The sequence below is a fragment of the Paraburkholderia sp. BR10882 genome (genome assembly GCF_040948855.1).
In the GTDB taxonomy this organism is placed as follows: Bacteria; Pseudomonadota; Gammaproteobacteria; order Burkholderiales; family Burkholderiaceae; genus Paraburkholderia; species Paraburkholderia nodosa_A.
On sequence record NZ_JBFPKP010000023.1, the window covers coordinates 83,301 to 106,701 of the forward strand.

Annotated in this window: 16 protein-coding genes, 4 tRNA genes and 2 rRNA genes; all 22 read right to left on the reverse strand. The window is 60.7% G+C overall.

Going from position 1 to position 23,401, the window contains the following annotated elements; genetic code table 11:
* Nucleotides 1-99 precede the first annotated feature (99 nt).
* A complete protein-coding gene (rpsJ, locus tag AB3X99_RS35395) occupies nt 100-411 on the reverse strand; it encodes a 30S ribosomal protein S10 (RefSeq protein WP_017777154.1) in 312 nt (103 codons plus the stop codon).
* Between the two features lie 137 nt (nt 412-548).
* On the reverse strand, nt 549-1,739 hold the full coding sequence (gene tuf / locus AB3X99_RS35400) for an elongation factor Tu (protein ID WP_028371383.1): 1,191 nt from the start codon (nt 1,737-1,739) through the stop codon (nt 549-551).
* 95 nt (nt 1,740-1,834) lie between these two features.
* Entirely contained in the window at nt 1,835-3,937 is a 2,103-nt protein-coding gene (fusA, locus tag AB3X99_RS35405) for an elongation factor G (RefSeq protein ID WP_069269330.1), read from the reverse strand.
* A gap of 148 nt (nt 3,938-4,085) precedes the next feature.
* Nucleotides 4,086-4,556, reverse strand: a complete 471-nt coding sequence (gene rpsG, locus AB3X99_RS35410; protein WP_006053291.1) for a 30S ribosomal protein S7 — start codon at nt 4,554-4,556, stop codon at nt 4,086-4,088.
* A gap of 188 nt (nt 4,557-4,744) precedes the next feature.
* Entirely contained in the window at nt 4,745-5,125 is a 381-nt protein-coding gene (gene rpsL, locus AB3X99_RS35415; RefSeq protein ID WP_027797953.1) for a 30S ribosomal protein S12, read from the reverse strand.
* Nucleotides 5,126-5,392: 267 nt separating this feature from the next.
* Nucleotides 5,393-7,240, reverse strand: a complete 1,848-nt coding sequence (recQ, locus tag AB3X99_RS35420) for a DNA helicase RecQ (protein ID WP_342949804.1) — start codon at nt 7,238-7,240, stop codon at nt 5,393-5,395.
* A 159-nt stretch (nt 7,241-7,399) separates the two neighbouring features.
* Nucleotides 7,400-7,729: a hypothetical protein gene (locus tag AB3X99_RS35425; RefSeq protein ID WP_368619609.1), complete on the reverse strand. Its 330-nt coding sequence runs from the start codon at nt 7,727-7,729 to the stop codon at nt 7,400-7,402.
* 247 nt (nt 7,730-7,976) lie between these two features.
* Nucleotides 7,977-12,230 (reverse strand): DNA-directed RNA polymerase subunit beta', encoded by a 4,254-nt coding sequence (rpoC, locus tag AB3X99_RS35430; protein WP_069269332.1) that lies wholly within the window; start codon nt 12,228-12,230, stop codon nt 7,977-7,979.
* A 21-nt stretch (nt 12,231-12,251) separates the two neighbouring features.
* Nucleotides 12,252-16,358 carry a DNA-directed RNA polymerase subunit beta gene (rpoB, locus tag AB3X99_RS35435; protein ID WP_069269333.1) on the reverse strand — a complete coding sequence of 1,369 codons (4,107 nt, stop codon included), beginning with the start codon at nt 16,356-16,358 and terminating at the stop codon, nt 12,252-12,254.
* Between the two features lie 376 nt (nt 16,359-16,734).
* Complete coding sequence (gene rplL, locus AB3X99_RS35440) at nt 16,735-17,109, reverse strand: 50S ribosomal protein L7/L12 (RefSeq protein ID WP_027821097.1); 375 nt, start codon at nt 17,107-17,109, stop codon at nt 16,735-16,737.
* 78 nt (nt 17,110-17,187) lie between these two features.
* Nucleotides 17,188-17,685 carry a 50S ribosomal protein L10 gene (gene rplJ, locus AB3X99_RS35445; RefSeq protein WP_069269335.1) on the reverse strand — a complete coding sequence of 166 codons (498 nt, stop codon included), beginning with the start codon at nt 17,683-17,685 and terminating at the stop codon, nt 17,188-17,190.
* Nucleotides 17,686-17,995: 310 nt separating this feature from the next.
* Nucleotides 17,996-18,691, reverse strand: coding sequence for a 50S ribosomal protein L1 (gene rplA / locus AB3X99_RS35450; RefSeq protein ID WP_069269336.1), 696 nt, complete (start codon nt 18,689-18,691; stop codon nt 17,996-17,998).
* Nucleotides 18,692-19,123, reverse strand: a complete 432-nt coding sequence (gene rplK / locus AB3X99_RS35455) for a 50S ribosomal protein L11 (protein WP_069269337.1) — start codon at nt 19,121-19,123, stop codon at nt 18,692-18,694.
* A gap of 191 nt (nt 19,124-19,314) precedes the next feature.
* Nucleotides 19,315-19,872: a transcription termination/antitermination protein NusG gene (gene nusG, locus AB3X99_RS35460; protein WP_028208939.1), complete on the reverse strand. Its 558-nt coding sequence runs from the start codon at nt 19,870-19,872 to the stop codon at nt 19,315-19,317.
* Nucleotide 19,873: 1 nt separating this feature from the next.
* Nucleotides 19,874-20,254 (reverse strand): preprotein translocase subunit SecE, encoded by a 381-nt coding sequence (gene secE, locus AB3X99_RS35465; protein ID WP_028208940.1) that lies wholly within the window; start codon nt 20,252-20,254, stop codon nt 19,874-19,876.
* Between the two features lie 37 nt (nt 20,255-20,291).
* Nucleotides 20,292-20,367, reverse strand: a tRNA-Trp gene (locus tag AB3X99_RS35470).
* Nucleotides 20,368-20,437: 70 nt separating this feature from the next.
* Nucleotides 20,438-21,628, reverse strand: coding sequence for an elongation factor Tu (gene tuf, locus AB3X99_RS35475; protein WP_028371383.1), 1,191 nt, complete (start codon nt 21,626-21,628; stop codon nt 20,438-20,440).
* A 109-nt stretch (nt 21,629-21,737) separates the two neighbouring features.
* Nucleotides 21,738-21,812 (reverse strand) — tRNA-Thr (locus tag AB3X99_RS35480).
* Nucleotides 21,813-21,844: 32 nt separating this feature from the next.
* A tRNA-Gly gene (locus tag AB3X99_RS35485) sits at nt 21,845-21,918 on the reverse strand.
* 50 nt (nt 21,919-21,968) lie between these two features.
* A tRNA-Tyr gene (locus AB3X99_RS35490) sits at nt 21,969-22,054 on the reverse strand.
* 143 nt (nt 22,055-22,197) lie between these two features.
* A 5S ribosomal RNA gene (rrf, locus tag AB3X99_RS35495) occupies nt 22,198-22,311 on the reverse strand.
* Nucleotides 22,312-22,506: 195 nt separating this feature from the next.
* Nucleotides 22,507-23,401 (reverse strand): 23S ribosomal RNA (locus tag AB3X99_RS35500); the annotation flags it as partial.

Below are 23,401 nucleotides of genomic sequence, written 5' to 3' on the forward strand. Positions count from 1 at the left end.
AAACGCGCGAAAAGACGTCAAGTATAACGTCCTTTTTCGTTTTCCGCAAGCAATCAAAGACTTAGCGCCACCCGAAGATTCTGGCGGCGCTGGAGGCTCTTACTGCAGCTTGATTTCGACGTCCACGCCAGCCGGGAGGTCCAGCTTCATCAGCGCGTCAACGGTCTTGTCCGTCGGGTCGACGATGTCCATCAGGCGCAGGTGCGTGCGGATTTCGAGCTGATCGCGCGACGTCTTGTTGACGTGCGGCGAACGCAGGATGTCGAAACGCTGGATACGCGTGGGCAGCGGCACCGGGCCACGAACGATTGCACCCGTACGCTTCGCCGTGTCGACGATTTCAGCAGCCGACTGGTCGATCAGGCGGTAGTCGAAAGCCTTCAGGCGGATACGGATTTTTTGGTTCTGCATGATGATTCCTTGAAAAGAGCGAGGCGGACTTGCGCCGCCAGACGATATAAAGAGCGCAGGACCACCCCGCGGCAAGGCGCCGCGAGGTGGTCCCTGGGTACATCAACTTCTACAGCAAGCCGGGTATTCTACCCGATTTACTCGATGATCTTTGCAACCACGCCGGCGCCGACGGTACGGCCACCTTCGCGGATTGCGAAGCGCAGACCTTCTTCCATCGCGATCGGAGCGATCAGCTTCACCGTGATCGACACGTTGTCGCCCGGCATGACCATTTCCTTGTCCTTCGGCAGCTCGATCGAGCCCGTCACGTCCGTCGTACGGAAGTAGAACTGCGGACGGTAGTTGTTGAAGAACGGCGTGTGACGGCCGCCTTCGTCCTTGCTCAGCACGTACACTTCAGCCGTGAAGTGCGTGTGCGGCGTGATCGAACCCGGCTTGGCCAGCACCTGGCCGCGCTCCACGTCTTCACGCTTCGTGCCGCGCAGCAGGATACCCACGTTGTCGCCTGCCTGACCCTGGTCGAGCAGCTTGCGGAACATTTCCACGCCCGTGCAGGTCGTCTTCACCGTCGGCTTGATACCGACGATTTCGATTTCCTCGCCGACCTTGACGATGCCGCGCTCGACGCGACCCGTCACCACCGTGCCGCGACCCGAGATCGAGAACACGTCTTCCACCGGCATCAGGAACGCGCCGTCAACGGCACGCTCCGGCGTCGGGATGTACGTGTCCAGCGCGTCGGCCAGGTTCATGATCGCCACTTCACCCAGTTCGCCCTTGTCGCCTTCCAGCGCCAGCTTGGCCGAACCCTTGATGATCGGCGTGTCGTCACCCGGGAAGTCGTACTTCGACAGGAGCTCGCGCACTTCCATTTCGACCAGCTCGAGCAGCTCGGCGTCGTCGACCATGTCGCACTTGTTCAGGAACACGATGATGTAAGGCACGCCAACCTGACGGGCGAGCAGGATGTGCTCACGCGTTTGCGGCATCGGGCCGTCAGCGGCCGAGCACACCAGGATCGCGCCGTCCATCTGTGCCGCGCCCGTGATCATGTTCTTCACGTAGTCAGCGTGGCCCGGGCAGTCGACGTGTGCGTAGTGGCGGTTAGCCGTTTCGTACTCGACGTGCGCGGTGTTGATGGTAATGCCACGCGCCTTTTCTTCCGGCGCTGCGTCGATCTGGTCGTACGCCTTCGCTTCGCCGCCGAACTTGGCGGTCAGAACCGTCGTGATCGCTGCCGTCAGCGTGGTCTTGCCGTGGTCAACGTGACCGATCGTGCCCACGTTCACGTGCGGCTTGGTCCGTTCGAATTTACCTTTTGCCATGTTTCTCTTCTTTCAAAAAAGTGGTGAATCGGTGACTGAGCGATGCGAACCAGACCCATGCCTGGTTCGCCGCATGGTCAACTGAATGCCGATGCTTACTTCGCCTTCGCGCTGATGATCGCGTCGGCCACGTTACGCGGTGCTTCTGCGTAGTGCTTGAATTCCATCGTGTACGTTGCGCGGCCTTGCGACAGCGAGCGCAGCGACGTCGAATAGCCGAACATTTCCGACAGCGGCACTTCGGCGCGAACGATCTTGCCGCCGCCAACCATGTCTTCCATGCCCTGGACGATACCGCGACGGCTCGACAGGTCGCCCATCACGTTGCCCATGTAGTCTTCCGGCGTTTCGACTTCCACAGCCATCATCGGTTCGAGGATGACCGGGCTTGCCTTGCGCATTGCTTCCTTGAAGGCCATCGAGCCGGCCATGCGGAACGCGTTTTCGTTCGAGTCAACGTCGTGGTACGAACCGAACGTCAGGTGAACCTTCACGTCGACGACCGGGAAGCCCGCCAGCACGCCAGCCTTCAGCGTTTCCTGGATACCCTTGTCCACCGCCGGGATGAATTCGCGCGGAATCACACCGCCCTTGATCTCGTCCAGGAACTCGTAGCCCTTGCCCTGCTCGTTCGGCTCAAGCGTGATGACAGCGTGACCGAACTGGCCGCGACCGCCCGACTGCTTGACGAACTTGCCTTCGACGTCCTTCGCCGTAGCGCGGATCGTTTCGCGGTATGCAACCTGCGGCTTGCCGACGGTCGCTTCCACGTTGAATTCGCGCTTCATGCGATCGACCAGAATTTCGAGGTGGAGCTCGCCCATACCCGAAATGATGGTCTGGCCCGATTCCTCGTCCGTCTGGACGCGGAACGACGGGTCTTCCTGCGCCAGGCGGTTCAGGGCGAGGCCCATCTTTTCCTGGTCAGCCTTGGTCTTCGGCTCGACGGCCTGCGAAATCACCGGCTCCGGGAACACCATGCGCTCCAGGATGATCGGGTTCGCCGGGTCGCACAGCGTGTCGCCCGTGGTTGCTTCCTTCAGGCCAACGGCTGCAGCGATGTCGCCTGCACGAACTTCCTTGATTTCTTCGCGGTTGTTCGCGTGCATCTGCAGAATACGGCCGAGGCGTTCCTTCTTGCCCTTGGTCGAGTTCAGCACGGTGTCACCCGAGTTGACGACGCCCGAGTACGCGCGGAAGAAGATCAGCTGGCCGACGAACGGGTCGGTCATGATCTTGAACGCGAGTGCCGAGAACTTCTCGTCGTCGGATGCGCGGCGCTCTGCCTTCTCGCCGTTTTCGAGTTCGCCCGTGACCGGGGGAATGTCCACCGGCGACGGCAGGAAGTCGATCACGGCGTCGAGCATACGCTGCACGCCCTTGTTCTTGAACGCGGTGCCGCACAGCATCGGCTGGATTTCGCAAGCGATGGTCCGGTCGCGGATCGCCTTGACGATTTCCGCTTCGGTCAGCTCTTCGCCGCCGAGGTACTTTTCCATCAGCTCTTCGCTGGCTTCAGCAGCCGACTCGATCATCTTTTCGCGCCACTCGTTGCACGTATCAACGAGTTCGGCCGGGATGTCGACGTAGTCGAACTTCGTGCCTTGCGAGGCCTCGTCCCAAATGATCGCCTTCATCTTCAGGAGGTCGACGACGCCCTTGAAGTTTTCTTCAGCGCCGATCGGCACCACGACCGGAACCGGGTTTGCCTTCAGGCGGTTCTTCAGCTGGTCGTAGACCTTGAAGAAGTTCGCGCCGGTACGGTCCATCTTGTTGACGAACGCGAGACGGGGAACCTTGTACTTGTTCGCCTGACGCCACACCGTTTCCGACTGCGGCTGCACGCCGCCCACTGCGCAGTAGACCATGCACGCGCCGTCGAGCACGCGCATCGAGCGCTCGACTTCAATCGTGAAGTCGACGTGGCCCGGGGTGTCGATGATGTTGATGCGGTGCTCGGGGTAGTTGCCGCCCATGCCCTTCCAGAACGCGGTCGTAGCAGCGGACGTGATCGTGATGCCACGCTCCTGTTCCTGCTCCATCCAGTCCATGGTCGCGGCGCCGTCGTGAACTTCACCAATCTTGTGGTTCACGCCGGTGTAAAACAGAATGCGCTCGGTCGTCGTCGTCTTGCCGGCGTCGATGTGAGCGCTAATACCGATGTTACGGTAGCGCTCGATAGGAGTCTTGCGAGCCACTTTGATCCTCTATCGGGAGGTGCGCGCCGGATCGATCCCGACCGGGTTGATCCCAACGCGCCTGAACACAAACGGGCGAGGCGCTCGATAAGCGCACCCGCCCGGAATTTTTTCCGTTTTTTGAGCAAACCCCGGTAGGGGCTTTCTCTTAGAAGCGGAAGTGCGAGAACGCCTTGTTCGCTTCTGCCATCCGGTGAACTTCGTCGCGCTTCTTCATCGCGCCGCCACGGCCTTCGGCCGCTTCGGAGAGTTCACCTGCCAGACGCAGGGCCATCGACTTCTCGCTGCGCTTCTTCGCGGCTTCACGCAGCCAACGCATCGCCAATGCCATACGACGCGAGGGGCGCACTTCGACCGGAACCTGATAGTTCGCACCACCAACGCGGCGGCTCTTCACTTCCACCACCGGCTTCACGTTGTTGAGCGCGACAGTGAACACTTCCAGCGGGTCCTTGCCACCCTTGGTCTGGATCTGTTCGAAAGCGCCGTACACGATACGCTCGGCAACCGACTTCTTGCCGGAGAGCATCAGCACGTTCATGAACTTGGCTACATCAACGTTGCCGAACTTCGGATCCGGCAACACTTCCCGCTTGGGGACTTCGCGACGACGCGGCATGTTTCTTCCTTTAACTTTTCAGTTGAAGCGCGGGTTCACACCTTGCGCTCCGCGGCCACCAACTAACCCGATTCATCCATTACGACTTACCAGCCTGGTCGGGTGACCACTTACTCGACAGCACCGGCCAATCCGGCACCTGTCGCTTTTATCGCCGGCACTCTTGCGAGCACGACGACACCTGACTCTTACTTCGCAGCCTTCGCGCGCTTTGCGCCGTACTTCGAACGAGCCTGCTTACGATCCTTGACGCCCTGGGTATCCAGCGAGCCACGAACCATGTGGTAACGCACACCCGGCAAGTCCTTCACACGGCCGCCGCGGATCAGCACGACCGAGTGTTCCTGCAGGTTGTGGCCTTCACCACCGATGTACGAAATGACTTCGAAGCCGTTCGTCAGGCGCACCTTGGCGACCTTACGGAGTGCCGAGTTCGGCTTCTTCGGCGTCGTCGTGTACACACGGGTGCACACGCCGCGACGCTGCGGGCAGTCCTGCAGGGCCGGCGACTTGCTCTTCGTAGCTTCCGAAGCGCGGCCTTTGCGAACCAGTTGATTGATGGTTGGCATTGTTTATTCCTGAAATTGAACAAAATCGACGCATTTATTTCCGGGCAAAGCGGAAAACCATACGTATCGAACTCCGGACTGGGTATTTGACGTTAGTTTTCGTCAAATCGATCGACGAGCACAGACATCCCAAAGACCGGAACCCAGCATGATATTCCGAAAAGACCAAGCGAGTCAATGGCTTGCGACATTTCGGACGACGGAGGAAGCGACAGCGCCGTGACAATCCGGCGGCGTCCGGAATACCCGGTGCGGGAACAGCGCGCCTTATTCGTCGCCGACGACCTCGACGAGTTCCTCGCCGAAGCGCTCGAGCTTGCGCGCGCCGATGCCGGGGATGTCACGCAATTCGTCCACCGACTCCGGGCCGTTGCGCGCGATTTCCGCCAGCGTAGCGTCGTGGAAGATGACGTAGGCCGGCACGCCCTCGCTCTTCGCGGTTTCGGTGCGCCACAGGCGCAGGCGCTCCCAGCGCGAGCGCTGACGCGGGCTCATGCCAAGGGTCGGATCGGCCCGCTCGCTGGTGCGGCTTGACGAAGTCCGCGTACGCGTGGGTTTCACGTAACGACGCATCGTGACATTCTGCTCGCCCTTGAGCACCGCCTTGCTCGCCTCGGTGAGCACGAGCGAGCCGTAGCCGTCGTGGTCGACGGTGAGATAGCCGAATGCCACCAGTTGCCGGAAGATCGCGCGCCATTCCGGCTCGGAAAGCGCGGAGCCGATGCCGAAGGTAGAGATTTTCTCGTGCCCGCGCTGCAGGATCTTCTCGTTGCGGTTGCCGCGCAGGATGTCGATCAGGTGGCCGGCGCCGAAATTGAAGCCGCTCGCGCGCTGCGCGCGGAACACACACGAAAGCGCCATTTGCGCCTCACGCGTGGCGTCCCACGTGGCGGGCGGCTCGAGACAGGTATCGCAGTTGCCGCACGGCTTGCTCTCTTCGCCAAAGTACGCGAGCAGGCGCACGCGCCGGCATGTGGCCGCTTCGCACAGGCCGAGCAGTGCGTCGAGCTTGCCCGTCTGCACGCGCTTGTGCTGCTCGTCGGCTTCGGACTCGTCGATCATCTTGCGCTGCTGCACCACGTCGCCCAGACCGTAGGCCATCCATGCGTTGGCCGCCAGCCCGTCGCGCCCCGCGCGGCCGGTTTCCTGGTAGTAGCCTTCCACGCTCTTGGGCAAATCCAGATGCGCGACGAAACGCACGTCCGGCTTGTCGATGCCCATGCCGAATGCGATGGTGGCGCACATCACCACGCCTTCTTCGCGCTGGAACAGCTCCTGGTGCTTCTGGCGTACCTCGAATTCCATGCCGGCGTGGTACGGCAGCGCGCGCAAGCCCTGCCCCTTCAGCCACTCGGCCGTTTCCTCGACCTTGCGGCGCGAGAGGCAATACACGACGCCGGCATCCGTGGTGCCGTCGGCGCGCGTATGCTCCGCGCGGATGAAGTCGAGCAGCTGCGAGCGCGCGTTGTCCTTCTCGACGATGCGGTAGCGGATATTCGGCCGGTCGAAGCTTGAAACGAACACACGGGCGTCGTCGAGCGCGAGACGGTGCGCGATCTCGTCGCGCGTGATGGCGTCCGCGGTTGCCGTGAGCGCGATGCGCGGCACGTTCGGAAAGCGCTCGTGCAGCACCGAGAGCTGGATGTATTCGGGCCGGAAGTCGTGGCCCCATTGCGAGACGCAGTGCGCTTCGTCGATGGCAAAGAGGCCGATGCGCGTGCGCTCGAGCAGGTCGAGGAAGCGCGACGTCATGAGGCGCTCGGGCGCGACGTAAAGCAGGTCGAGATCGCCCTCGCGCAGCGCCCGCTCGGTCGCCGCCGCTTCGGCGCCGCTCAGCGTCGAGTTGAGATACGCGGCGCGCACGCCCACTTCCGTGAGTGCGGCCACCTGGTCCTGCATGAGTGCGATGAGCGGCGACACGACGATGCCGGCACCGAGCCCGGCTTCGTGCCGCACGAGTGCGGGAATCTGATAGCAGAGCGATTTGCCGCCGCCGGTCGGCATGAGCACCAGCGAATCGCCGCCCCCTGCGACGTGCTCGACGATTTCGGCTTGCTGCCCTCTAAACGCGGGATAGCCGAAGACTTCGTTGAGGATTTCGAGGGAACGGGACATGAAGGCGGTGAGCGTGCGGAGCAAAGGCGGTGGGCCGGATTTTACCAACCCGGACGCGCCTTGACCGCCGCTACCGTGAAGATTGGCCATTCGGCCAGGAGAAACCGCGGAAATCGCGCGCAGATTGCGAACGCGAACAACCAGGATGAAGCGGGCTCGTCAGGCAGCGAGGCGCCGGCGCGCGATCCGAAACGCACCGACGATCGTCACGACGGCCACGACCGCGGCGGCGATCGTGAATGCGCTCGCCCCGAAGAGCACGACGTTGGCGCCGACGAACATGAGTGAGCCGATCGTGAGCAGCGCGGCGCCGCCCTTGACCCTGCCCGCCAGCAGCATGATGAAACCGATGATCAGGAAGGCCCACATCACGAGGAAGGTCGCGAAGAAGTTCGCCGCGGACTGATTGCTGACGTGATGCAGCAGCTGCGAAAAGCTGGCGACACATGCCACCAGATTCAGGATGAGACCGCCCCCGACCACCCACATGATTACCGCCTCCAGATTCAGATAAACGCCGCCAGTGTCGTACGAAAAGACCCACACAGGCGGACTTGGCGCGCTACGTTAGCACGCCTCACCGATGTGCGCAGCGAGCGGGCCGGCACTGCGGCACGAGGCCGCAGGCGTAAGCGAGAAACGCGCGCGCCAATAAAAAAGCCGCCCGGTGAAAACCAGGCGGCTTTTGCGAGGGCATGGGAGCCCGCAGCGAAAGGCGGCTTGCGCCGCCCCGCGCTTACTCGTCCGTCGTATGCGGCTGTTGCGGCTGCGGCTCGGCGGCCGGGGTTTCCGGCGTACCGAACTCGAACGCTTCTTCCGCTGCGATCTGGTCGAAACGCTCGCGATCCGACGATTCCTTCGCACGGCGCGCCTTGTGGAAGGCGAGACCCGTACCAGCCGGAATCAGACGACCGACGATCACGTTTTCCTTCAGGCCACGCAGATCGTCGCGCTTGCCCATGATCGCCGCTTCGGTCAGCACGCGGGTCGTTTCCTGGAACGATGCCGCCGAGATGAACGAATCGGTCGAGAGCGATGCCTTCGTAATACCGAGCAGCACGTTCTCGTACGTTGCCGGGCGCTTGTCCTCGGCGTTCATCTTGTCGTTTTCGTCCAGCATGTCCGAACGCTCGACCTGCTCGCCCGGGATGAAGCGCGTATCACCGTTGTCGGTGATCTGCACACGACGCAGCATCTGACGCACGATCACTTCGATGTGCTTGTCGTTGATCTTCACGCCCTGCAGACGGTACACGTCCTGCACTTCGTCCACGATGTAACGCGACAGCGCTTCGATACCCTGCAGACGCAGGATATCGTGCGGATCGGCCGGGCCGTCCACGATCATTTCGCCCTTGTTGACGACCTGACCGTCGTGGACCAGCACCTGCTTTTCCTTCGCGATCAGGAACTCGTGCTGATTGCCTTCGAGGTCCGTAATAACGAGACGCTGCTTGCCCTTCGTGTCCTTACCGAACGACGTCGTACCCGTGACTTCCGCCAGGATACCTGCGTCCTTCGGCGAACGTGCTTCGAACAGTTCCGCCACACGCGGCAGACCACCGGTAATGTCACGCGTCTTCTGGGCTTCGGTCGGGATACGTGCGAGCACTTCACCGACCTGCACCTGCTGACCGTCCTTCACGGTGATCAGTGCGCCGACCTGGAAGCCGATCTGCACCGAATGCTCCGTGCCCGGGATCTTCACTTCGTCGCCGTTCGCGTCGAGCAGCTTGACCTGCGGACGCACGCTCTTCGCCGCCTGCGAACCGCGGCGCTTCACGTCGATCACGACGAGGGTCGACAGACCCGTGACGTCGTCGATCTGCTTGGCCACGGTCACGCCTTCCTCGACGTTCTCGAACTTCACCGTACCGCCGTACTCGGTGATGATCGGACGCGTGAGCGGATCCCACGTTGCGAGCTGCGTGCCGGCCTTGATCGCTGCGCCATCGAGCTGCAGCAGCGTCGCGCCGTACGGCACCTTGTGACGCTCGCGCTCGCGGCCGTGATCGTCGGCGATGATGGCTTCGCCCGAACGCGAGATGACGACTTGCTCGCCCTTCGCATTCGTGACGTAACGCATCGTCGCCGTGAAGCGCACGGTACCGTTCGACTTGGCTTCCACCGACGAGGCCACTGCCGCACGCGACGCCGCACCACCGATGTGGAACGTACGCATCGTGAGCTGCGTGCCCGGTTCGCCGATCGACTGTGCCGCGATCACGCCGACGGCTTCGCCGACGTTCACGCGCGAGCCGCGGCCGAGGTCGCGGCCATAGCAGGCTGCGCACAGGCCATAACGCGTTTCGCAGGTGAGCGGCGTGCGCACGCGCACTTCGTCGATGCCGAGGCTTTCGATCGTTTCGACCGCGTCTTCGTCGAGCAGGTCGCCCGAAGCGTAGATCGTTTCCTGCGTTTCCGGATTGACGACGTCCGCCACCGCAACACGGCCGAGAATGCGGTCGCGCAGCGCTTCGACGACTTCACCGCCTTCCACGAGGGCCTTCATCGCCACGCCGTTCGACGTGCCGCAATCGTCCTCGACGACCACGAGATCCTGGGTCACGTCGACGAGACGACGCGTCAGGTAACCCGAGTTCGCGGTCTTCAGTGCCGTATCAGCCAGACCCTTACGTGCACCGTGGGTCGAGATGAAGTACTGCAACACGTTCAGACCTTCGCGGAAGTTCGCGGTAATCGGCGTTTCGATAATCGAGCCGTCCGGCTTCGCCATCAGGCCGCGCATACCCGCGAGCTGGCGAATCTGCGTTGCGGAACCCCGCGCGCCCGAGTCGGCCATCATGTAGATCGAGTTGAACGATTCCTGACGCGTTTCCTTGCCGTCGCGGTCGATGACCGGTTCCGTCGCGAGCTGCTCCATCATCGCCTTGCCGACCGCTTCCGACGTGTTCGACCAGATGTCGACCACGTTGTTGTAGCGTTCCTGCGCGGTGACGAGACCCGACATGTACTGACGGTCGTACTCCTTCACCTTCTTCGCGGCTTCGCCGACGATGGTTTCCTTCTGCGGCGGGACGAGCATGTCGTCCACGCAGATCGAAATACCGGCGCGCGTTGCCAGGCGGAAGCCCGACTGCATCAGCTGGTCAGCGAAGATCACCGTTTCGCGCAGACCGCACTTGCGGAACGCGGTGTTGATCAGACGCGAAATTTCCTTCTTCTTCAGCGGCTTGTTCAGCACCGAGAACGGCAGACCCGGCGGCAGAATTTCCGACAGGATCGAGCGGCCAACGGTCGTTGCGTACAGCGAGATCTTCGGCACGAATGCCGGTGCGCCTTCCGACTTGTCCTCGTTGTGGACCATTTCGGTAATACGCACGTTCACGCGCGAGGCCAGCTCGACTTCCTTGTTCTCGTACGCGCGGAGCACTTCCGACACGCCCGTGAACGTCATGCCTTCGCCCTTGCCGTTGATCGCTTCACGCGTGGCGTAGTACAGGCCCAGCACGATATCCTGCGACGGCACGATCGACGGATCGCCGTTGGCCGGGAACAGGACGTTGTTCGACGCGAGCATGAGCGTACGCGCTTCCATCTGCGCTTCGAGCGACAGCGGAACGTGAACGGCCATCTGGTCACCGTCGAAGTCGGCGTTGAACGCCGCGCAAACGAGCGGGTGCAGCTGGATTGCCTTACCTTCGATCAGCACCGGCTCGAAAGCCTGAATGCCAAGACGGTGCAGCGTCGGCGCACGGTTGAGCATCACCGGGTGCTCGCGGATCACCTCTTCGAGGATGTCCCACACCACCGGCGTCTGGTTCTCGACTTCCTTCTTCGCAGCCTTGATGGTCGTGGCAACGCCCATCGTTTCCAGCTTGTTGAAGATGAACGGCTTGAAGAGTTCGAGCGCCATCAGCTTCGGCAGACCGCACTGGTGCAGCTTGAGCGTCGGACCCACCACAATGACCGAACGGCCCGAGTAGTCCACGCGCTTGCCCAGCAGGTTCTGACGGAAGCGGCCGCCCTTACCCTTGATCATGTCGGCGAGCGACTTCAGCGGACGCTTGTTCGCGCCCGTCATCGCCTTGCCGCGACGACCGTTGTCGAGCAGCGAGTCAACCGCTTCCTGGAGCATCCGCTTTTCGTTGCGGACGATGATCTCCGGCGCCTTGAGCTCGAGCAGACGCTTCAGACGGTTGTTACGGTTGATCACGCGGCGATACAGGTCGTTCAGGTCCGAAGTCGCGAAACGGCCACCGTCCAGCGGCACCAGCGGACGCAGTTCGGGCGGCAGCACCGGCAGCACTTCGAGCACCATCCATTCGGGCTTGATGCCCGAACGCTGGAAGGCCTCGAGCACCTTCAGGCGCTTCGCGTACTTCTTGATCTTCGCTTCCGAGCCGGTGTTCTTCAGCTCGGTGCGCAGCGTTTCGACCTGCTCGTCGATGTTGATCGCGCGCAGGAGTTCACGCACGCCTTCCGCGCCCATTTCGGCACGGAATTCGTCGCCGTATTCCTCGACCTTGTTGTAGTAATCCTCTTCGGTCATGATCTGACGCGCCTTCAGCGGCGTCATGCCCGGTTCGATCACCACGTATGCCTCGAAGTACAGCACGCGCTCGATGTCGCGCAGCGTCATGTCGAGCACCATGCCCAGACGCGACGGCAGCGACTTCAGGAACCAGATGTGCGCGACCGGCGAGGCCAGCTCGATGTGGCCCATGCGTTCGCGACGCACCTTCGCCAGCGTGACTTCAACGCCGCACTTCTCGCAGATCACGCCACGGTGCTTCAGGCGCTTGTACTTGCCGCACAGGCACTCGTAGTCCTTGATCGGCCCGAAGATCTTCGCGCAGAACAGACCATCCCGTTCCGGCTTGAAGGTACGGTAGTTGATCGTCTCCGGCTTCTTCACTTCGCCGAACGACCACGAGCGGATCTTGTCCGGCGAGGCCAGACCGATCTTGATCGCGTCAAAAACTTCTTCTTGTTGGACTTGCTTGAATAGATCGAGCAGAGCTTTCATTGCCTTCTCTCCGTAGTCCGATTAGTTGCGGTCGAGGTCGATGTCGATGCCGAGCGAGCGGATTTCCTTCACCAGCACATTGAAGGATTCCGGCATGCCCGCGTCGATCACGTGGTCGCCCTTGACGAGGTTTTCGTACACCTTCGTCCGGCCCGTCACGTCATCGGACTTCACCGTCAACATTTCCTGCAGCACATACGAAGCGCCATACGCTTCGAGCGCCCACACTTCCATTTCACCGAAGCGCTGACCACCGAATTGCGCCTTACCACCCAGCGGCTGCTGCGTAACGAGCGAGTACGGACCCGTCGAACGCGCGTGCATCTTGTCGTCGACAAGGTGATGCAGCTTCAGGTAGTGCATGTAGCCCACGGTGACCGTACGTTCGAACATCTCGCCCGTGCGGCCGTCGTACAGACGCACCTGGTTCTTCGACGGCGTCATGCCGAGGTTCTGGGCGACGTCGTCCGGGAATGCCAGATCGAGCATCTTGCCCATTTCCTCTTCGGTCGCACCGTCGAACACCGGCGTTGCGAACGGCACGCCTTCGCGCAGGTTCTTCGCGAGTTCGAGGATCTCGTCGTCGCTGAAGCTGTCGAGGTCTTCCTTGTGGCCCGATTCGTTGTAGATCTTCGTGAGGAATTCACGCAGCTCTGCAACCTTCGTCTGACGCGCAAGCATCTCGCCGATACGCCAGCCCAGACCCTTCGCGGCCCAGCCCAGGTGCACTTCGAGAACCTGACCCACGTTCATCCGTGACGGCACGCCGAGCGGGTTCAGCACGACGTCTGCCGGACGGCCATCGGCCATGTACGGCATGTCTTCGATCGGAACGATCTTCGACACCACACCCTTGTTACCGTGACGGCCTGCCATCTTGTCGCCAGGCTGCAGACGGCGCTTCACCGCGAGGTACACCTTGACCATCTTCAGCACGCCCGGCGGCAGTTCGTCGCCTTGCGTGAGCTTCTTGCGCTTCTCTTCGAAGGCCAGATCGAACTGGTGACGCTTCTCTTCGATCGAGTTCTTGATCGCTTCGAGCTGCGCCGCTGCTTCTTCGTCCGCGAGGCGGATGTCGAACCAGTGGTAGTGATCCAGATCTTCGAGGTACGCGCGCTCGATCTTCGTGCCCTTCGCGAGCTTCTTCGGACCGCCGTTCGCGACCTTGCCTTCGAGCATGCGTGCGAGACGCTGGAACGCGTCGCCTTCCACGATGCGCAGCTGGTCGTTCAGGTCGAGGCGATAGCGCTTCAGTTCATCGTCGATGATCTGTTGTGCGCGCTTGTCGCGCTGGATGCCTTCACGCGTGAACACCTGCACGTCGATGACCGTACCGCTCATGCCCGAGGGCACGCGCAGCGACGTATCCTTCACGTCCGAAGCCTTCTCGCCGAAGATCGCGCGCAGCAGCTTTTCTTCCGGCGTGAGCTGGGTTTCGCCCTTCGGCGTGACCTTGCCCACGAGCACGTCGCCCGCTTCGACTTCCGCGCCGATGTACACGATGCCCGACTCGTCGAGACGGCCAAGCTGCACTTCCGCGAGGTTCGAAATGTCGCGCGTGATTTCTTCCGGCCCGAGCTTCGTGTCGCGTGCAACGACATTCAGTTCTTCGATGTGGATCGACGTGTAACGGTCGTCCGCAACCACCTTCTCCGAGATCAGGATCGAGTCTTCGAAGTTGTAGCCGTTCCACGGCATGAACGCGATCAGCATGTTCTGGCCGAGCGCGAGCTCGCCCAGATCGGTCGATGCGCCGTCAGCCAGCACGTCGCCGCGCGCAACCTTGTCGCCCATCTTCACGATCGGACGCTGGTTGATGTTCGTGTTCTGGTTCGAACGCGTGTACTTGATGAGGTTGTAGATGTCCACACCCACTTCACCAGCAACCGCTTCGTCGTCGTTCACACGAATCACGATACGGCCTGCGTCGACGTAGTCGACCACGCCGCCACGCAGCGCCTGAACCGTCGTACCCGAGTCGACCGCAACCGTGCGCTCGATACCCGTACCGACGACCGGCTTTTCCGGACGCAGGCAAGGCACGGCCTGACGCTGCATGTTCGAGCCCATCAGTGCACGGTTCGCGTCGTCGTGCTCGAGGAACGGAATCAGCGAGGCTGCAACCGAGACGATCTGCGACGGCGCCACGTCCATGTACTGGATGCGGTCCGGCGTGACCATCAGCGTTTCGCCCGCTTCACGCGACGAAACCAGTTCGTCGGTCAGCGTGCCGTCTTCCGCCACTGCCGCGTTCGCCTGAGCGATCACGTAACGGCCTTCTTCGATCGCCGACAGGTAGTCGATCTGGTCGGTCACCTTGCCGTCTGCAACCTTGCGATACGGCGTTTCGAGGAAGCCGTATTCGTTCAGGTGCGCGTACAGTGCGAGCGAGTTGATCAGACCAATGTTCGGACCTTCCGGCGTCTCGATCGGACACACGCGGCCGTAGTGGGTCGGGTGCACGTCGCGGACTTCGAAGCCTGCGCGCTCACGCGTCAGACCGCCCGGGCCCAGTGCGGAAACACGACGCTTGTGCGTGATTTCCGAGAGCGGGTTGGTCTGGTCCATGAACTGCGACAGCTGCGACGAACCGAAGAACTCGCGAATCGCCGACGAAATCGGCTTCGAGTTGATCAGGTCGTGCGGCATCAGGTTTTCGCTTTCGGCCTGGCCGAGGCGTTCCTTCACTGCACGCTCGACGCGCACGAGACCCGCGCGGAACTGGTTTTCCGCGAGTTCGCCCACGCAACGCACGCGACGGTTGCCGAGGTGGTCGATGTCGTCCACTTCGCCCTTGCCGTTGCGCAGCTCGACGAGGATCTTGATGGTCGCGAGGATGTCGTCGTCCTGCAGCGTCATCGGGCCGACGATTTCGTCACGGCCGACGCGGCGGTTGAACTTCATACGACCCACCTTCGAGAGGTCGTACGCTTCTTCGCTGTAGAACAGGCGGTTGAACAGCGCCTCGACCGCTTCTTCGGTCGGCGGCTCGCCCGGACGCATCATGCGGTAGATCGCGATGCGCGCGGCCATCTTGTCGGCGGTTTCGTCGATACGCAGCGTCGACGAGATGTACGGACCCTGGTCCAGATCGTTCGTGTAGAGCGTCTGGATGTCCTTGATCTTCGCTTCGCGCAGCTTCTCGAGCACGCTTTCGGTGATCTCGTCGTTCGCGTTCGCGATCACTTCGCCCGTGTCGCCGTCGACGACGTTCTTCGCGAGAACGCGGCCGAGCAGATAATCTTCGGGGACCGAAATGTACGTCGTCTTCGCGCTTTCGAGATCGCGAATGTGCTTCGCGTTGATCCGCTTGTCCTTCTGGACAATGACCTTGCCTTCGCGATCGCTGATGTCGAAGCGCGCGACTTCACCGCGCAGACGCTCCGGCACGAACTCCATCTGCGCGCCTTCCGGCATCAGCGTGAAGTTGTCGAACACGAAGAAGTTCGCGAGGATCTGTTCCGGCGTGAGGCCGATGGCCTTCAGCAGGATCGTGACCGGCATCTTGCGGCGACGGTCGACGCGGAAGTACAGCACGTCCTTCGGGTCGAACTCGAAGTCGAGCCACGAACCGCGGTAAGGAATGATACGGGCCGAGAAGAGCAGCTTGCCCGAGCTGTGCGTCTTGCCCTTGTCGTGTTCGAAGAACACGCCAGGCGAGCGATGCAGCTGCGAGACGATGACACGCTCGGTGCCGTTGATGACGAACGAACCAGTCGGCGTCATGAGCGGAATTTCGCCCATGTACACTTCCTGCTCCTTCACTTCCTTCACGACCGGCTTGCTCGGCGATTCCTTGTCGAGCAGGACGAGACGGACCTTGGCGCGCAGCGCCGAGCAGTACGTCAAGCCGCGTTGCTGGCATTCCTTGATGTTGAATGCCGGCGACGACAGCATGTAGCTGACGAACTCTAGACGAGCAAAGCCGTTATGGGAAACAATAGGAAAAACGGACGAAAACGCTGCCTGCAGACCTTCCGGTTTGCGTTGTGCGGTCGCCGTTTCTGCTTGCAGGAATGTGCTGAATGATTCAAGCTGGGTAGCCAGCAGGAAAGGAACCTGGTGAACGATGGGGCGTTTCGCGAAACTCTTGCGAATACGCTTCTTCTCGGTGAAGGAATAGTGCATACGATCTCCGAATCACGGCGGGTAGGACGACCCGAGTGTTCACCGACTGAGACCCGATGGCTTCGCGAGCCCTGGAAGCTTGGTGGTTGGCCTCTACCAACCGCTGGCTGACGGCAACGGATTTCGGCTTGTCATAACGTGCCCGCTGCCCGACCAAACTTGCCTTCTGCAGTCGCTTCAGAAGACAAAGAGAAGCGTCGTGCGCAAGGATCGTGCCCTTGAGGCACTCACCCGGCGAAAGACGTTTTTCTTTGGCTTCTGGGTCCCGCATCCCGCCTCCGACTTCTAAAAAATCGAACACAAAAACGCAGAACCCACAAAGCACAAAAAGGCCGGCGGTGTAAAAACCGCCAGCCTTCGCACAGCGCGCTGAAACTTACTTGATTTCAGCCTTCGCGCCGGCTTCTTCCAGCTTCTTCTTCGCTTCTTCAGCAGCAGCCTTGGGCACCGCTTCCTTCACGGGCTTCGGTGCACCGTCGACCAGGTCCTTCGCTTCCTTCAGGCCGAGACCCGTCAGTTCGCGAACGGCCTTAATGACCGAAACCTTGTTTGCGCCGGCTTCGAGCAGGTTGACCGTGAATTCGGTCTGCTCTTCAGCAGCAGCAGCAGCGCCGCCGCCTGCCGGGCCAGCGACTGCCACAGCAGCTGCCGACACGCCAAACTTCTCTTCGAACGCCTTGACCAGTTCGTTCAGTTCAAGAACCGACATCGAGCCAACGGCTTCGAGGATGTCTTCTTTTGCGATTGCCATTTGAAATTACTCCAGATTTGAATTCGGAAACAGCTAGCGATCTTTCTCGCTTGCTCTTGCTCGTTCGTCTGCCTGAAATCAGGCAGCTTCTGCTTGCTTCTTCTCCGCCAGCGCGGCCAGAGCACGCGCGAAGCCGGAAACAGGAGCTTGCATAACGAACAGCAGCTTCGAGAGCAGTTCTTCGCGGCTCGGGATGTTGGCCAGCGCTTGCACGCCTGCCACGTCCATCACCTTGCCTTCGTAGGAACCAGCCTTGATGACCAACTTGTCATTGCCCTTCGCGAAGTCATTGACGACCTTCGCAGCAGCAATTGCATCTTCCGAGATGCCGTAGATCAGGGGGCCAGTCATCTGCTCTGCCAGCGGAGCAAACGGGGTACCTTCGACAGCGCGACGCGCCAGCGTGTTCTTCAACACGCGGAGGTACACCTGCTGCTCACGCGCTTTCGCGCGCAGCTTGGTCAGATCGCCAACCGCGATTCCACGATACTCGGCCAGCACCATGGTCTGAGCCTTCGCGACTTGCGCGGAGACTTCAGCCACGACGGCCTGCTTACCTTCTTTGTTCAGTGGCACGGTTAACCTCCAGATTCGACACACTTCGCTTTCGCATCATGTGCCGCGTTCAACAACGGCGACCGACCAGTCCGGAGTAAATCAGTTTGCATCGTCAGGCGTTACCGCCTGCATCCGCTCACATCAGCACTTCAAAACCTTTTCGGGTTCGCCATCTGCGTTGGCTTTGCATTAAGGAAGCACCCAACTGCTGCACTTCCGCCAACGGTCTTTGACAACCGGTTGCACCGCGCTTACTGCCGCTGCACAACCGCCCAAAGCCCTTTAAATCCGCGCTGCCGCCCTCTCGGGCCTCAGCGCGGCAAAACCATTACGCTGCGAGCGACGTCTGGTCGACGCGAACGCCAACGCCCATCGTGCTCGAGACAGCGATCTTGCGCAGGTACACGCCCTTGCTCGTTGCCGGCTTCGCCTTGGTCAGCGCGTCGAGGAGCGCGTCCAGGTTGGTGCGCAGCGCGGTCGGCTCGAACGATGCACGGCCGATCGTGGCATGGATGATACCGGCCTTGTCGACACGGAATTGCACCTGACCAGCCTTCGCGTTCTTGACCGCGGTCGCCACGTCCGGCGTCACGGTGCCGACCTTCGGGTTCGGCATGAGGCCGCGCGGGCCAAGGATCTGACCGAGCGTACCGACGACGCGCATCGTGTCCGGCGAAGCGATCACGATGTCGAAGTTCAGGTTGCCGCCCTTGATCTGCTCGGCGAGGTCTTCCATACCGACGATCTCTGCGCCTGCTGCCTTGGCTTGTTCAGCCTTTTCACCTTGCGCGAACACTGCGACGCGGACCGACTTGCCGGTACCAGCGGGCAGAACGACCGAGCCGCGAACGACCTGGTCCGACTTCTTCGCATCGATGCCGAGCTGCACTGCAACGTCGATCGACTCGTCGAACTTCGCCGTGGCGCATTCCTTCACGAGCGACAGTGCATCGCCGATCGGGTACTGTTTTTGGCGGTCGATCTTGGCAGCCAGTGCCTTTTGACGCTTCGAAACCTTAGCCATTTACACGCCCTCCACGATAATGCCCATCGAGCGGGCGCTGCCAGCGATCGTGCGGACCGCTGCGTCCATATCGGCTGCCGTGAGGTCCGGCATCTTGGTCTTGGCGATTTCCTCGGCTTGCGCGCGGGTGATCGTAGCGACCTTGTCGGTGTGCGGCTTGGCCGAACCCTTGTCGACCTTCGCTGCCTTCTTGATCAGAACCGTAGCCGGCGGCGTCTTCAGGATGAACGTGAAGCTCTTGTCCGCGAATGCCGTGATCACGACCGGAACCGGCAGACCCGGTTCCATGGCTTGAGTCTGCGCGTTGAACGCCTTGCAGAACTCCATGATGTTCAGGCCGCGCTGACCCAGTGCCGGGCCGACCGGCGGCGACGGATTGGCTTTACCTGCAGGAATCTGCAGCTTGATAAAGCCGATGATTTTCTTTGCCATGTTGAAAACCTCTTTGGAACGCGTGAGCGTTCTGGTGAGTGGTAGCGCGCGTTCACCACAATCTTCGCTGTGCCAACTGCTTTGGCGACATCTACAGCCGACTGGACTACTGGCGCTCCTCTACGGCCATAACGCGGACCGTAAGCGCGGAAAAACGGATCGCACTCGAGGCGCGATCCGTAGTATTCGATTTACAGCTTTTCGACCTGGCCGAATTCGAGTTCGACCGGTGTGGCGCGACCGAAAATGGTGACGGAGACCCGGACGCGCGACTTTTCGTAGTTGACTTCTTCGACGCTGCCGTTGAAGTCCGTGAACGGACCTTCCTTCACGCGGACCATCTCGCCGACTTCGAACAGGGTCTTGGGGCGCGGCTTCTCAACGCCTTCCTGCATCTGCGACATGATCTTTTCGACTTCGCGCGGCGAAATCGGGCTCGGGCGATTACGCGCCCCGCCGACGAAACCGGTCACCTTTGCCGTGTTCTTCACGAGGTGCCACGTTTCGTCCGTCATTTCCATCTCAACCAGGACGTAGCCCGGGAAGAAACGACGTTCGGTCACCGATTTGTGACCGCCCTTCACCTCGACAACTTCTTCAGTCGGAACGAGGATCTGGCCAAACTTGTCCTGCATGCCAGCACGTTCGATACGCTCTTGAAGCGCACGTTGCACGCTCTTCTCCATGCCGGAGTAGGCGTGCACAACATACCAACGTTTTCCGCTCGGGGATGCCGGTGTATCGCTCATATCATTTCCAACCCAGAATCGCCGAGAAAATCACCCACTCGATGGATTTGTCGCAAACCCACAGAATGATGGCCATGGCCAGCACAAAACCGAAGACCACCAGGGTCGTTTGCGTGGCCTCTTTGCGAGTCGGCCAGACGACCTTGCGAACTTCCTTGTACGAGTCTTTGGCAAACGCGATGAAGCTCTTGCCGGGCGCCGAGAGAAGACCGACTACCACCCCCGCGATCACGCCCACTGCGAGCGCTGCACCGCGGACATACCACTCCTGGCTACCGAGCCAGTAGAACCCTACGAACCCGGCCACAACCAACAATACGCCCGCCGCAAGCATCAGCTTGTCGCTGGAAGTATTAACAGTTTCGACGGAAGGATTCGCCATAACACCTTAAAGAACAACGCGCCGAGGCGCGAGAAGTTGGCAGGGGCAGAGGGAATCGAACCCCCAACCTTCGGTTTTGGAGACCGACGCTCTGCCAGTTGAGCTATACCCCTAAACCATTTTGGGGTTGACGGCATCGCCAACCCCGAAACCACTTAGTCGATCAACGAGACTGGCAAAAACTTACTCGATGATCTTTGCAACCACGCCGGCGCCGACGGTACGGCCACCTTCGCGGATTGCGAAGCGCAGACCTTCTTCCATCGCGATCGGAGCGATCAGCTTCACCGTGATCGACACGTTGTCGCCCGGCATGACCATTTCCTTGTCCTTCGGCAGCTCGATCGAGCCCGTCACGTCCGTCGTACGGAAGTAGAACTGCGGACGGTAGTTGTTGAAGAACGGCGTGTGACGGCCGCCTTCGTCCTTGCTCAGCACGTACACTTCAGCCGTGAAGTGCGTGTGCGGCGTGATCGAGCCCGGCTTGGCCAGCACCTGGCCACGCTCCACGTCTTCACGCTTCGTGCCGCGCAGCAGGATACCCACGTTGTCGCCTGCCTGACCCTGGTCGAGCAGCTTGCGGAACATTTCCACGCCCGTGCAGGTCGTCTTCACCGTCGGCTTGATACCGACGATTTCGATTTCCTCGCCGACCTTGACGATGCCGCGCTCGACGCGACCCGTCACCACCGTGCCGCGACCCGAGATCGAGAACACGTCTTCCACCGGCATCAGGAACGCGCCGTCAACGGCACGCTCCGGCGTCGGGATGTACGTGTCCAGCGCGTCGGCCAGGTTCATGATCGCCACTTCACCCAGTTCGCCCTTGTCGCCTTCCAGCGCCAGCTTGGCCGAACCCTTGATGATCGGCGTGTCGTCGCCCGGGAAGTCGTACTTCGACAGGAGCTCGCGCACTTCCATTTCGACCAGCTCGAGCAGCTCGGCGTCGTCGACCATGTCGCACTTGTTCAGGAACACGATGATGTAAGGCACGCCAACCTGACGGGCGAGCAGGATGTGCTCACGCGTTTGCGGCATCGGGCCGTCAGCGGCCGAGCACACCAGGATCGCGCCGTCCATCTGTGCCGCGCCCGTGATCATGTTCTTCACGTAGTCAGCGTGGCCCGGGCAGTCGACGTGTGCGTAGTGGCGGTTAGCCGTTTCGTACTCGACGTGCGCGGTGTTGATGGTAATGCCACGCGCCTTTTCTTCCGGCGCTGCGTCGATCTGGTCGTACGCCTTCGCTTCGCCGCCGAACTTGGCGGTTAGAACCGTCGTGATCGCTGCCGTCAGCGTGGTCTTGCCGTGGTCAACGTGACCGATCGTGCCCACGTTCACGTGCGGCTTGGTCCGCTCAAACTTACCCTTGGCCATTTTCGACTCCTAAGAGGATTTTTCCGTACGTTGCGCGGGGCGCGCAAACAATCACTGGCTTGCTGCTGCCTGCTCGATGCGAGGCTTCTGAGGCCCGCTAGATACCGGCTGGTGCCCATGGGCAGGATCGAACTGCCGACCTCTCCCTTACCAAGGGAGTGCTCTACCACTGAGCCACATGGGCGAAAACTGCTCTGAACCGCTTTAATGCTTCGCTGGAGCGGGTGAAGGGAATCGAACCCTCGTCGTAAGCTTGGAAGGCTTCTGCTCTACCATTGAGCTACACCCGCGAGGTTCGCCGGCTACTGCCGACCCAACACTAACTGCTACAGCTGAATTCTGGTGGAGGAGGTTGGATTCGAACCAACGTAGGCGTAAGCCAACAGATTTACAGTCTGCCCCCTTTAGCCACTCGGGCACCCCTCCGCAGAGAACTGATGATTATGGGGGAACATCCGATAAGTGTCAAGCACTTTGTTCGGAGCAGAACCCACAACGCTCTCACTTATAGGGAGAGCGGAAAAGCAAAAACCCCGGCTTTTTAGGGCCGGGGTCTCGCTTGTAGAGGAGCCTGACGATTACCTACTTTCACACGGGCAATCCGCACTATCATCGGCGTGGAGCTGTTTCACGGTCCTGTTCGGGATGGGAAGGGGTGGGACCAGCTCGCTATGGTCATCAGGCATGACGGGTTGCTGCGTCGCGCTTTGTGTTCGCGCCACAGCCAATCGGGAAGAAGCGTAAAGAGGGTGATGCTGAATTGGGGTTGTGTTGTTTCAGGCACAACACACATAGTGTGGGTTCTACGTAAATGCTGAAGCATTAACGTAGACCGACACGTGATCTCAACCGTGCGTCTTTAAAAACACACCTGTTATAGGATCAAGCCTTACGGGCAATTAGTATCAGTTAGCTTAACGCATTACTGCGCTTCCACACCTGACCTATCAACGTCCTGGTCTCGAACGACCCTTCAAGGGGATCAAGTCCCCGGGGAAGTCTCATCTTGAGGCGAGTTTCCCGCTTAGATGCTTTCAGCGGTTATCTCTTCCGAACATAGCTACCCGGCGATGCGACTGGCGTCACAACCGGTACACCAGAGGTTCGTCCACTCCGGTCCTCTCGTACTAGGAGCAGGCCCCCTCAAACTTCCAGCGCCCACGGCAGATAGGGACCAAACTGTCTCACGACGTTTTAAACCCAGCTCACGTACCTCTTTAAATGGCGAACAGCCATACCCTTGGGACCGGCTACAGCCCCAGGATGAGATGAGCCGACATCGAGGTGCCAAACACCGCCGTCGATATGAACTCTTGGGCGGTATCAGCCTGTTATCCCCAGAGTACCTTTTATCCGTTGAGCGATGGCCCTTCCATACAGAACCACCGGATCACTATGACCTGCTTTCGCACCTGTTCGACTTGTGAGTCTCACAGTCAAGCACGCTTATGCCATTGCACTATCAGCACGATTTCCGACCGTACCTAGCGTACCTTCGTACTCCTCCGTTACCCTTTGGGAGGAGACCGCCCCAGTCAAACTGCCTACCATGCACTGTCCCCGATCCGGATCACGGACCAAGGTTAGAACCTCAAACAGATCAGGGTGGTATTTCAAGGACGGCTCCATGCAGACTAGCGTCCACACTTCACAGCCTCCCACCTATCCTACACAAACCGGTTCAAAGTCCAATGCAAAGCTACAGTAAAGGTTCATGGGGTCTTTCCGTCTAGCCGCGGGGAGATTGCATCATCACAAACACTTCAACTTCGC